Genomic DNA, 11,345 nt, shown 5'->3' with positions numbered 1-11,345 from the left:
TGTTTATTTAAACAAAGCGTCTAGTGTTAATGCATCTAAAACACCATCTACAAAAAGATTGTTTTTTTCTTCAAAATTTTTAATTGCATTTAATGTTTCCGTTTTATAAAACCCATCTAAAGTTATTTCAAACCCATTTGAAATTAATTTCTTTTGAATTTCATAAATTAATGCACTTTTTTGCCCGTAGATTATTTTTTTATCAGCATTAAACATGCTTTTAATTTTATTTGTAGCTAATGTTTTATTGTAAGTTTTTAAATCAGTACCTGTTTCTTCTAAAAATTGTATTTCTTTATTAGATAAACCCTTTTCTTTTAATATTGATGATTTTTCTAATTTTGCTTCGTAATATTTTAATATAGCTAATTTCTTAGCATATTTTTCAACAGCTTGCTTTGTCTCTTCATCATCATCTTCAGGAGTCCTAACATCAATACTATTAGCAGTCCATTGCAACATAACATAACTATTAAGGTTTTCTATAGCTTCATTATAATTTAAAACTTGCTCTTGATTGTAATACTCAAGATCAAGTTTTTTATCAGTTTTATAATCAATATTTGGTGAGTTATATCTTTTATATTGTTTGTATTGTCCATATCCAATAATAAAAGCAATAATCAATAATAGTAAAATAATTAGCTGTTTCATAAGAAGTATTTTTGGTTCGTTTGGTTATAAACAAAAATAGTTAAAAGTTTCTAAAAAAGGAGTAAGAAAAAATTACTGATTTTTTCTGTTAGAAGATTCCCTTATAACAAGCTCAACATCAAGAATTTTTTTAGTTAAAGACTGTTTAACAACTTCTTTTTTAGCGTGTTTTAAAAAAGCAAAAGCAGCTTCTTTACCAATATCTTTACTATGTTGTTCAATACTAGAAATTGATGGTGTTACCATAGCGCTAAAAGGCTCGTTTCCAAAGCCAACTAAAGCAATTTCATCAGGGATGCTAATATTTTCTTCATTTAAGACTTGAAGCGCACCTAAAGCAGCATAATCTCCAGCAACATAAACTGCATCTGGCCTTTTTTCTAATGAAAGTAGCTCTAACATTTTTTCTCTACCAGAATCTATAGTTAAGTTACACTCTAATAAAAGTTCATCATTTAAAGGTAAATTATGTTTTTTTAAAGCGTCAATGTATCCCTTAATTCTATTGTTAAAAATTCGAGTACGTTTAAAACCACCAATATGTGCAATTCTTTTACAATCTTGTTCAACAAGGTGTTTAACAATTAATTGACTACTATTATAATCATCAATTCCAATATAATCTACATTTAAATCATTTTCACCTCTATCAAACAATATCAAAGGAATTCCTTTTGATTTTATTTTCTCATAATAAGTTAAATCTACAGTTTCATTTGCCATAGAAGCAATAATACCATCAACTTGAGTATATAACAAGGTATCTATGTTGTCACATTCTTTTTTATAAGATTCATTAGATTGAGTAATAATGATGTTATAACCTTCCTTATTTAAAACTTCTTCTAAGTTTTGTATTACTGATGAAAAAAAGTTACTATTTGTTCTAGGTACAATTACTCCAACTAACTTGCTTTTACCACTTCTAAGTGCACTTGCAAGATGATTTGGTTGATAATTTAAATTTTTAGCAACCTGTCTAACCGCTTTTTTAGTTTTTTCACTAATTCTAGAATCGTTATGTAATGCTTTAGATACAGCTGCAGGAGAAATGTTTAAAACATTTGCAATATCTTTTATGGTGGTTTTTTTTTGATAATAAAATTTTTTATATATTTGCTTAATCGTTTAAGCAAATATATGGCGATATTCGATATAATCAAAATGATACTGTAAATATATCCTTTTGATTTTATTTTGTCAAAATGCTTAAACGTTTAAGCAGTTAACTAAAATTATTAAATAAGAATTAAAATGGGTAAAGTAGTAACTTTCGGAGAAATCATGTTAAGATTAGCTCCACAAGGATTTTTAAGATTTTCACAAGCAAATAACTTTGATGTTGTTTATGGTGGTGGAGAATCTAACGTAGCAGTTTCATTAGCAAATTACGGAGTAGATGTAGATTTCGTAACACGTTTACCAAAGAATGATATTGGTGCATGTGCAATGATGGAAATGCGTAAGAGAGGTGTAAACGTAGATAAAATAGTTTATGGTGGAGACCGTTTAGGAATCTATTTCTTAGAAACTGGAGCTGTATCTAGAGGATCTAAAGTTGTTTATGATCGTGCTCATTCTGCAATTGCTGAAATTGAATCTGGAATGATAGATTGGGATACTGTTTTTGAAGGATGTGAATTTTTCCACTGGACAGGTATTACACCAGCTATTTCTCAAGGAGCTGCAGATGTTTGTTTAGAAGCTGTTAAAGTTGCTAGTGCAAAAGGAATTACAATTTCTACAGATTTAAATTACCGTGCAAAATTATGGAATTTCTGTGATGATGCTCATAGAGAGGCTATTATGACAGAATTAACTTCTTACTGTGATATCGTTTTAGGAAACGAAGAAGATGCAGAAATGCACTTTGGTATAAAACCAGAAGGAATTTCTGTACAAACAGAAGGACACAATGTAAAAGCAGAAGCATTTTTATCAGTTTGTGAGCAAATGATGAAAAAATTTCCAAGAGCTAAAAAAGTAATTACTACTTTAAGAGGTTCTATTTCTGCATCTCATAATACATGGGCAGGAGTTTTATATGATGGTAAAACATTATTTCAAACACGTCAATATCAAATTACAGATATCGTAGATAGAGTAGGTGGTGGAGATTCATTTATGGGAGGTTTAATCTACGGATTATTAGAATTCCCAGAAGATGACCAAAATGCATTAGACTTTGCAGTTGCTGCATCTTGTTTAAAACACACTATTAAAGGAGATGCTAACTTAGCTACTGTTGCTGAGGTAGAAAAACTTATGGGTGGTGATGCATCTGGTAGAGTTGCAAGATAATTTTTCAAACATATAGTTTGTAAAGTAACCTACAAGATATATTCTTAATCTTATTATAAGATAGATCTTGTAGGTTTTAATCAATTTAGTAACCCTAGTAAAAATCTTTAAAAATCATTAAAAGTATATGAAAAAGTCTATTGCAATTATGTGTGGAGGTGGACCAGCTCCAGGTATAAACACTGTAATAAGTACATTAGCAAAAACTTTCTTAAAAGATGGTTATGAGGTTATAGGAGTTCATCATGGATACAAAGGATTATTATCCGATAAACCATCATTAGTTTTTTTTGATTTTCATCGTGCTGATCGTATTTTTAGTTTAGGAGGCTCTACTTTAATAATGAGTAGATTTAAACCAAAAGACACTGATTTTAAAGCAGATTTCTTTAAAAAACATAATGTAAAGCTATTAGTTACTATTGGAGGTGATGATACAGCTTCAACTGCAAATAGATTAACTAAATATGTGAATAGTCAGGATTTGGATGTTAAACATGTTCATGTCCCAAAAACGATTGATAACGATTTACCTTTACCAGATAGAAATCCAACATTTGGTTTTCATACAGCCAAAGATGAAGGGGTTCGTATTGGTAATACAATTTATGAAGATGCTAGAACTAGCGAAAACTGGTTTGTAGTTGCTGCAATGGGGCGTTCTGCTGGACATTTAGCATTTGGTATTGCTTCAGCTTGTCATTATCAAATGATGATTATTCCAGAAATGTTTAACAAAACCAACATCACATTCGAAAAAATAATCAACATGATTATTTCTTCGATTGTAAAGTGTAAAATTCAAGGTATTGAATATGGTGTCGCTTTAGTTAGTGAAGGTGTTTTTCATTTTATGGAAGAAGAAGAAATTATAAATTCAGGAATTAATTTTACGTATGATGATCATGGTCATCCTGAATTAGGAAATGTAAGCAAGTCTCATATATTTAATTATTTATTGCAGACTAAATTAAAAGAACTTGGTTTAGAAATTAAATCGAGACCAGTTGAACTAGGTTATGAGTTAAGGTGTTGTAAACCAATTGCATTCGATTTAACATTATGTACTTTATTAGGTATTGGTGTTAAAAAATTATATGATCAAGGGATTTCTGGTTGTATTGTGAGTGCAAACTCAAATGGAGATATTATGCCTTTATATTTAAAAGATTTTGAAGACAATGAAGGTAAAATACCTCCTAGGCTAGTAGATATTGATTCTGATATGGCACAACTCTTTATAAAAAATCTTTTTTACATTAAAGAAAAGGATTACGACGAAGCAAAACAATATTTACCAAACCCAGAAGCGTACGATTTCAAAAAAATATTAAATTGGAATTAACTAAAAAAAAATAAAATAAAATGGCACAATTTTCAAGATTAGAAGTAGCACAGGTAATGAAAGAAACAGGAATGATTCCTTTATTTTTTCATAACGATATAGAATTAAGTAAAAAAGTATTAAAAGCATGTTATGATGGTGGAGCTCGATTAATGGAGTTTACAGCACGTGGAGATTTTGCTCACGAAGTTTTTGGTGAGTTAACAAAATATGCTATTGCTGAATTACCAGGTATGATAATGGGTGTAGGTTCTGTAACAGATGCAGGTGCAGCTTCATTATATATGGCTTTAGGAGCAAACTTTATTGTAACTCCAGTTTTAAGAGAAGACATTGCAATTGCTTGTAACCGTAAAAAAGTATTATGGTCTCCTGGTTGCGGTACGTTAACAGAAATAACTAGAGCAGAGGAATTAGGATGTGAAATCGTTAAATTATTCCCTGGTGATATTTATGGACCTCAATTTGTAAAAGGTGTTAAAGGTCCTCAGCCTTGGACAAGTGTTATGCCAACAGGTGGAGTTGCTCCAACTGAAGAAAATTTAAAAGGCTGGTTTGATGCAGGTGTAACTTGTGTTGGTATGGGATCTAAATTAATTTCTAAAGATATTATTGCAAATAAAGATTACGCAAAATTAGAAAAAGATGTGAGAGCAGCTTTAGCTATTGTAAAAGCTGTTAGAAAGTAATAATAGTTGATTAATTGAATATTGAAATTATAAAACTCCAGCCTAAAAACTGGAGTTTTTTTATTTATATAAAAATGTTTCATCTATACTTTATTGCATTTGGTCTACACTTTATCTTAGATGAACAACATTTTACCGAGGTTTTTATTTAATTAAACTAATATTGTGCATACTAAAACTAAAATGTTATAAAATGGCTAAAAATTTAAAAGTATTGTTAATAGAGGACAATCTAATAGAAATAATGAAAATGAAAAGAACAATTTCATTATTAAAATTAGAGCATACAATGCAAGAAGCGAAGAATGGAGAAGAGGCATTAAAAATTTTAGAAGATAAATCTAATTTTCCTGATATAATTTTACTAGATTTAAACATGCCAAAAATGAGTGGTATAGAATTTTTAACAATTATAAAAAATAGCGACGAATTTAAACACATTCCAATTATTATTTTAACAACATCAGACAACCAAAAGGACTTATTTGAATGCTATAGAATAGGTATTTCTGGTTATGTTTTAAAACCTTTAAAATATGACGATTATGTTAAGAAAATTGAATCTGTTTTAAATTACTGGAGCACAAATGAATTAAAAAGAATATAAATGAAAGGAATTGTTTTTACAGAGTTTTTAGATTTAGTAGAAGATAAGTTCGGTTTAGAAATGGTTGATAAAATTATTTCACAATCGAAATTAGAATCGGAAGGTATTTATACAGCCATTGGTACCTATAGTTTTTCTGAAATGTTACAGTTAGTTACCAATTTAAGTGGTAATACTGGTATTTCCACAGATGATTTACTTTTAGTTTATGCTGAACATTTTTTTTCTGTAATAGAAACAAGTTATCCAGGTTTATTAGCAACTTATAAAGACCCAATAGAAATGTTAGGCTCTATTGAAAATCATATACACGTAGAAGTTCAAAAAATATATCCAGATGCAGAATTACCTACTTTTGTGGTAGAAGAGAAAACAGAAAACTCTATAACAATGGTATATAAGTCTAGTAGAGCAATGCATCATTTTGGGCTAGGTTTAATGAATAAAACTTTTGAGCATTTTGATACAAAAGCCTCGATAGTTTTAGAGAAAATTAAAGAAGACGGTACAGAAGTTCGATTTATTGTTAATAAGAGTTAATGAGCCAAGACCAAATAGCATTATTACAACGTGCCCTAAAACGTGAAAAAGCTGCGAGGAAATCTGCTGAGAAAATTCTTGAAGATAAGTCAAGAGAATTATATACAATATCTCAAGAATTAAAAACTTCCAATCTAAAGCTAAACGACCTACTAGATGAAAAATCATCAACATTAAAAGGAATTTTTGAAAACATTAATGATGCATATCTAGTAATGGATTTGTGGGGGAATGTTTTAAAAATGAATGATGTTGCTATAGATCTTTTTGGCTATGATATAGAGAAAGAAAGTTTTAATGTTTCTGAGATAGTTTATAAAGAAGATATTGAATACACTGCAAATGCATTTAAAAAGCTTTATGAAGAAGGTGCTTTTAACGATTATACTGCAAGGATATATACTAAAAGTGGAGATGTAAAATGGTTGCAAATAAACGCAACATTAATATATAGTAAAGAAAATAAACCTATTGCAGCTCAAGGTATAATTAGAGATGTTACTAAGGATAAAGAAGCAGGAGACTTAATAATGGAAGCTAAGAACAGGCTTTCTGCACTTGTTTTAAATCTTAATAGTGGTATTATTTTAGAAGATGTAAATAGAAAAATATCTTTATCTAATACTAAATTTTGCGAATTACTAAATATTGATATTCAACCTAACGACTTAATCGGTATGGATTGTGGTATAGCATCAGAGCAAAATAAAATACAATTTAAAGATCCATTATCTTTTGTAAAAAGAATGGATGAAATTGTAGAAAATAAAATAGCTGTTTTTGGTGATCAATTAGAAATGGTAGATGGTAAAATTCTTGAAAGAAATTATACACCAATAATTGTTGGAGGGAAAATTAACGGATATTTATGGACATTTAGAGATGTAACTTTAGAAAAAAATTACCGAGCAAGTATTGAGGCAGAAAAAGAAAAATATAGTAGCATTATTGCTAATATGCATTTAGGATTGGTAGAACTAAATACCGATAATGAAATTTTGATGGTAAATCAAAGTTTTACAGAAATGTCTGGTTATTCTGAAGAAGAATTATTAGGTAAGACTGAAAGTGATATTTTCCCTGTAGAAAATGATTTAGATACTTTAAAAAGTGAAAACATAAAGCATTTTGAAGGAGGAGAATCCAGTTCTTATGAAATAAAAACAAAATGTAGTAAAGGTCATACTAGACATTGGTTAGTAAGTAGTGCACCAAATTATAATATTAATGGAGAAATTATAGGTTCAATTGGTATACATTTAGATATTACAGAACTTAAAAAACTTCAAATACAAAAAGAAAAAATATTAAAAGAATTAGAGGATAGAAATCAAGAATTATATGAATATGCTCATATAGTTTCTCATGATTTAAAATCTCCTTTAAGAAGTATTGACGCTTTAGTTTCGTGGATAAAATCAGACAATGAAGATAAATTCGATGAAATGACTATCGAAAATTTTAATTTAATTGAAACTACTGTTGAAACCATGGAAACTCTTATCTCTAATGTATTAGAGTATTCTAGTGCAGGGGCAAATATAGCAGAAGAAATAGAAGTAGATTTAAATGAAACTGTTAATAATTTAAAAAACTTCTTATTTGTACCAGAAAATATCTCTATTAATGTTCTTAATAAATTACCAACTATAAAAGGAGATAATACTAAATTCCAACAAGTATTTCAAAACTTTATCAGTAATGCAATTAAGTTTATTGATAAAGAAGTTGGAATTATTGAAGTAAACTATTTAGACGATGGTGATTATCATCAATTTTCTATAAAAGATAATGGAATTGGAATAGAAAAGAAATATCATGATAAAATATTTAAGGTTTTCCATTCTTTAAATAAAAGAGATGACTCAACAGGAATAGGATTATCAATAATTAAAAAAATAATTGATTTATATGGGGGAAGTATTTGGTTAGAAAGTGAACCAAATATAGGTACTACTTTTTATTTTACATTAAAAAAATAATACTATGAAAACAGTTCAGCTAAGAAAAAACAATACATCAGATTGGGAATATTTATCAGAAAAGATTGAATTAAAAGAGCCTTTAGTTTTGGTTTTTGGAAATAGATTTATGCTAGAAAGTGATACTATTTACAATGAAATAAAAGAAATATTTAATGATGGACATATTGTTTTTGGTTCTGCTTCTGGAGATATTTCTACACAGTCTGTAAATGATGATAGTTTAACAATTACAGCCATAGAATTTGAAAAGAGTAGTTTTATTATTAAAACAACAAATGTTTTAGAAAATAATTCTAGCGAAGATATAGATAGTTTTAAAGTAGGTAAAAATTTAATAAGTCAATTACCAAAAGAAGGACTAAAACACGTTTTTGTGCTTTCTGAAGGAAGTTTTATCAACGGAAGTCAGTTTACAAGAGGAATGAATGCTGCAACCCAAGACAACCTATTAATTACTGGAGCTTTATGTGGAGATGCTGCAAGGTTTGAAAAAACAATTTGTTCTTACAATGAAAACCCAAAAGCAGGAGAAATTGTTGCTATTGGTTTGTATGGAGAATCTTTAGAAGTATCATTTTCTATTAATGGAGGTTGGACTCCTTTTGGACCAGAAAGAGTAGTAACAAAATCTAAAGGAAATGTTTTATATGAGTTAGATAATTTACCAGCATTAGATTTATATAAAAAGTATTTGGGAGAAAAAGCAAAAGAATTACCTGGAGCAGCTCTTTTATACCCTTTAAACGTAAAATCTAAAGAAGACAATAATTCTATTGTTAGAACTATTTTAAATATTGATGAAGAAGAAAATTCAATGATTTTAGCAGGTGATGTTTTTGAAAATTCAAAAGTTCAATTAATGATGACTAATGTAGATAACATTGTTAATGCTGCAGAAAAAGCTGCTATAAGTGCTTCTGAAGCAAGAAAAAATAAACCAGAGTTGGCAATTTTAGTAAGTTGTATTGGTAGAAAGTTAGTTTTAGATCAAAGAGTAGAAGAGGAAGTAGAAGAAGTTATGGAGGTAGTAGGAAAATCTACAGCAATAACTGGTTTATATTCTTATGGAGAAATAGCTCCTTTTATTGGAGAAAATAACTGTCAGTTACACAACCAAACAATGACAATTACATTAATTAGCGAATAATGAATTCATTATTAAAAAGACAAATAAGAAAATTCCTTCCTAAAGAATTACAATCTGATAATAAATTAGATCGGTTTTTTGATGCAGTAGATAAATCATATACTACTTCAGAAGAACAATTTGGCATGCTTCAAAGAGCAACTGCTATTAGCTCTGAAGAACTTTTTAGTGCGAATACACAATTACAAGAAGAAACAAAATCTCAGAAGAAAATTATTACAAAACTGCAAAATGTAATAGATAATTTACAGTTTTATGATTTAAATAATGACCGTCCATTAGAGAGTTCTGATTCTTTAAAGTTGGTTGATTTTATTGATAATCAAACCAAAGAAATTATAAAAGTAAATAAACAAAAAGATAAACTGGTACAAAGTTTAGAGCGTCAAAATCAAGAGTTAAATGATTATGCGCATATGATATCACATGATTTAAAATCGCCTTTGCAAAGTATAGAAGCTTTAACAACTTGGGTTTTAGAGGATTATTCTAGTATTTTAGATGCTTCAGGAAAAGAAACTTTACAATTAATAAGAGAAAATGTAGAAAAAATGGATACTCTTGTAAAAGGGATTTTACAGTATTCTACAATAGGAAAAATTGAAAAAGAATTATATGACGTAAACTTAAACTTATTAGTTGATCAGATTATAAGTGATATTGATAATAAAGATCATATTAAATTTGTAATTCCAGATAAATTACCAGAAATAAAGGGTGATAGTTATAGATTAGAACAATTATTTTATCATTTAATAGATAATGCAATTAAATTTAATGATAAAAAAGAAATTATTATTGAAATAGGCTATACTCAAGATGATGATTATTGGAAGTTCTATATAAAAGATAATGGAAAAGGAATTGAGAAGAAATATTTTGATAAAATATTTGTGGCATTTCAAAAGTTAGAGGATGATTATCAATCATCAGGAATTGGTTTATCTATTGTTAAAAAAATAATTGAAGTATATAAAGGTGAAATTTATCTAGAATCTGAGCCAAATGTCGGTTCTACTTTTTATTTTAGCATAAAAAAATAATGGAACAACCAAACTTAGAATATATAAATCAGTTAGCAAGAGGAGATGAATCTATTAAAAATGAGCTAATAGAGGTTATAAAAACTGAGTTTCCAGAAGAAAAAAAAGACTACTACAATAGCTTAGAAAGCAAAGAGTTTAAAAAAATTGAAGAAAATGTTCATAAACTTAAACATAAAATTAGTATTTTAGGACTTGAAAAGAGTTACCAAAGAGCTAATGAGTTTGAACATAATCTTCGTGAACTTAGTTTAGAAGGACAACAAGATTTTGAGAAAATTTTAATAGCAATTTCAAATTATATAGAAACTATATAGGTTATATGAATTGTATTATTATTGATGATGAAAAAATGGCAAGAGTTATTCTAAAAACTCTATGCAATGAAATAGAATCTTTAAATATTTTAGAAGAATTTTCTAATGCTATTGAAGCAATGAAATATTTAATAGAAAATAAGGTAGATTTAATCTTTTTAGATATTCATATGCCAGGTTTTAGTGGTTTAGACTTTATAAAAACTTTAAAAAATCCACCAAAAATAATATTCACAACTTCAGATCCAAAATTTGCAATAGAAGCATTTGAGTACGATTTTATTGTAGATTATTTATTAAAACCAATAGAATTACCAAGATTTAAAAAAGCTATTGAAAGAGCACAGAAAAAAGAACTTTCATCAGTAACAGAACCAAAACAACCTTCAAAATCTGTTGATATTGATAACGATTTTTATGTAAATATAGATCGTAGATTAATAAAAATAGATTTACCAAGTATTTATTTGATAGAAGCTAAAGGAGATTATATCAAAATAAAAACAGAAAATAAAGATTATACTGTGCATTCTACTTTAAAAAAAATAGAAGAAAAGCTGCCAGAATCTTTATTCTTAAAAATTCATCGTTCTTATATTATCAATATTAAAAAGATTATTGATATTGAAGATAATAGTGTTTTAATTAAAAAAGATGTTATTCCCGTTAGTCGTTCTAAACGTCCAGAGTTAATGAAACGCTTGGATTTACTTTAAT

General features: G+C 28.0%; 12 protein-coding genes. 10 read left to right on the top strand and 2 right to left on the bottom strand.

The genetic code is table 11. The features are described 5' to 3' along the window. Nucleotides 1-3 precede the first annotated feature (3 nt). Together PHEL85_RS04385 and PHEL85_RS04380 are read right to left on the bottom strand one after the other, a co-directional pair. Nucleotides 4-654 carry a peptidoglycan-binding domain-containing protein gene (locus PHEL85_RS04385; RefSeq protein ID WP_036821560.1) on the bottom strand — a complete coding sequence of 217 codons (651 nt, stop codon included), beginning with the start codon at nucleotides 652-654 and terminating at the stop codon, nucleotides 4-6. Nucleotides 655-726: 72 nt separating this feature from the next. Further along, the gene (locus tag PHEL85_RS04380; protein WP_316931335.1) at nucleotides 727-1,707 is read right to left on the bottom strand and encodes a LacI family DNA-binding transcriptional regulator; all 981 of its coding nucleotides are present in this window, start codon (nucleotides 1,705-1,707) and stop codon (nucleotides 727-729) included. Nucleotides 1,708-1,908: 201 nt separating this feature from the next. Here PHEL85_RS04380 and PHEL85_RS04375 point away from each other — a divergent pair, with 201 nt between their 5' ends. The 10 genes from PHEL85_RS04375 to PHEL85_RS04330 all read left to right on the top strand — a co-directional run bounded on the left by PHEL85_RS04375 (nucleotide 1,909) and on the right by PHEL85_RS04330 (nucleotide 11,344). Beyond that, a complete protein-coding gene (locus tag PHEL85_RS04375) occupies nucleotides 1,909-2,955 on the top strand; it encodes a sugar kinase (protein WP_036821546.1) in 1,047 nt (348 codons plus the stop codon). A gap of 127 nt (nucleotides 2,956-3,082) precedes the next feature. Continuing rightward, nucleotides 3,083-4,300: a 6-phosphofructokinase gene (locus PHEL85_RS04370; protein ID WP_036821545.1), complete on the top strand. Its 1,218-nt coding sequence runs from the start codon at nucleotides 3,083-3,085 to the stop codon at nucleotides 4,298-4,300. A gap of 20 nt (nucleotides 4,301-4,320) precedes the next feature. Then, nucleotides 4,321-4,989 (top strand): bifunctional 4-hydroxy-2-oxoglutarate aldolase/2-dehydro-3-deoxy-phosphogluconate aldolase, encoded by a 669-nt coding sequence (locus PHEL85_RS04365; RefSeq protein ID WP_036821543.1) that lies wholly within the window; start codon nucleotides 4,321-4,323, stop codon nucleotides 4,987-4,989. Nucleotides 4,990-5,182: 193 nt separating this feature from the next. Continuing rightward, nucleotides 5,183-5,596, top strand: coding sequence for a response regulator (locus PHEL85_RS04360; protein WP_036821537.1), 414 nt, complete (start codon nucleotides 5,183-5,185; stop codon nucleotides 5,594-5,596). Beyond that, nucleotides 5,597-6,136, top strand: coding sequence for a heme NO-binding domain-containing protein (locus tag PHEL85_RS04355; protein WP_036821534.1), 540 nt, complete (start codon nucleotides 5,597-5,599; stop codon nucleotides 6,134-6,136). It abuts the gene before it with no gap. Then, nucleotides 6,136-8,118: a PAS domain S-box protein gene (locus PHEL85_RS04350; protein ID WP_036821531.1), complete on the top strand. Its 1,983-nt coding sequence runs from the start codon at nucleotides 6,136-6,138 to the stop codon at nucleotides 8,116-8,118. The genes PHEL85_RS04355 and PHEL85_RS04350 overlap by 1 nt, the downstream gene beginning before the upstream one ends. Before the next feature lie 4 nt (nucleotides 8,119-8,122). After that, nucleotides 8,123-9,268, top strand: coding sequence for an FIST signal transduction protein (locus PHEL85_RS04345; protein WP_036821527.1), 1,146 nt, complete (start codon nucleotides 8,123-8,125; stop codon nucleotides 9,266-9,268). Beyond that, nucleotides 9,268-10,311, top strand: coding sequence for a sensor histidine kinase (locus PHEL85_RS04340; RefSeq protein ID WP_036821524.1), 1,044 nt, complete (start codon nucleotides 9,268-9,270; stop codon nucleotides 10,309-10,311). The genes PHEL85_RS04345 and PHEL85_RS04340 overlap by 1 nt, the downstream gene beginning before the upstream one ends. Continuing rightward, nucleotides 10,311-10,628, top strand: a complete 318-nt coding sequence (locus PHEL85_RS04335; RefSeq protein WP_036821521.1) for an Hpt domain-containing protein — start codon at nucleotides 10,311-10,313, stop codon at nucleotides 10,626-10,628. Before PHEL85_RS04340 ends, PHEL85_RS04335 begins: the two co-directional genes overlap by 1 nt. Nucleotides 10,629-10,633: 5 nt before the next feature. Continuing rightward, on the top strand, nucleotides 10,634-11,344 hold the full coding sequence (locus PHEL85_RS04330; RefSeq protein ID WP_036821518.1) for a LytR/AlgR family response regulator transcription factor: 711 nt from the start codon (nucleotides 10,634-10,636) through the stop codon (nucleotides 11,342-11,344). The last annotated feature ends 1 nt before the right edge of the window (nucleotide 11,345 follow it).

This window comes from Polaribacter sp. Hel1_85 (genome assembly GCF_000766795.1).
Lineage (GTDB): Bacteria > Bacteroidota > Bacteroidia > Flavobacteriales > Flavobacteriaceae > Polaribacter.
The sequence above is the reverse complement of the archived record's forward strand: the minus strand, read 5'-3'. Positions and strand labels throughout refer to the sequence as shown.

What these genes read in the sequence shown, in the direction of transcription:
- PHEL85_RS04385 (WP_036821560.1), bottom strand. Translation starts at nt 654, where the DNA reads ATGAAACAGCTAATTATTTTACTATTATTGATTATTGCTTTTATTATT.
- PHEL85_RS04375 (WP_036821546.1), top strand. Translation starts at nt 1,909, where the DNA reads ATGGGTAAAGTAGTAACTTTCGGAGAAATCATGTTAAGATTAGCTCCA.
- PHEL85_RS04370 (WP_036821545.1), top strand. Translation starts at nt 3,083, where the DNA reads ATGAAAAAGTCTATTGCAATTATGTGTGGAGGTGGACCAGCTCCAGGT.
- PHEL85_RS04365 (WP_036821543.1), top strand. Translation starts at nt 4,321, where the DNA reads ATGGCACAATTTTCAAGATTAGAAGTAGCACAGGTAATGAAAGAAACA.
- PHEL85_RS04360 (WP_036821537.1), top strand. Translation starts at nt 5,183, where the DNA reads ATGGCTAAAAATTTAAAAGTATTGTTAATAGAGGACAATCTAATAGAA.
- PHEL85_RS04355 (WP_036821534.1), top strand. Translation starts at nt 5,597, where the DNA reads ATGAAAGGAATTGTTTTTACAGAGTTTTTAGATTTAGTAGAAGATAAG.
- PHEL85_RS04350 (WP_036821531.1), top strand. Translation starts at nt 6,136, where the DNA reads ATGAGCCAAGACCAAATAGCATTATTACAACGTGCCCTAAAACGTGAA.
- PHEL85_RS04345 (WP_036821527.1), top strand. Translation starts at nt 8,123, where the DNA reads ATGAAAACAGTTCAGCTAAGAAAAAACAATACATCAGATTGGGAATAT.
- PHEL85_RS04340 (WP_036821524.1), top strand. Translation starts at nt 9,268, where the DNA reads ATGAATTCATTATTAAAAAGACAAATAAGAAAATTCCTTCCTAAAGAA.
- PHEL85_RS04335 (WP_036821521.1), top strand. Translation starts at nt 10,311, where the DNA reads ATGGAACAACCAAACTTAGAATATATAAATCAGTTAGCAAGAGGAGAT.
- PHEL85_RS04330 (WP_036821518.1), top strand. Translation starts at nt 10,634, where the DNA reads ATGAATTGTATTATTATTGATGATGAAAAAATGGCAAGAGTTATTCTA.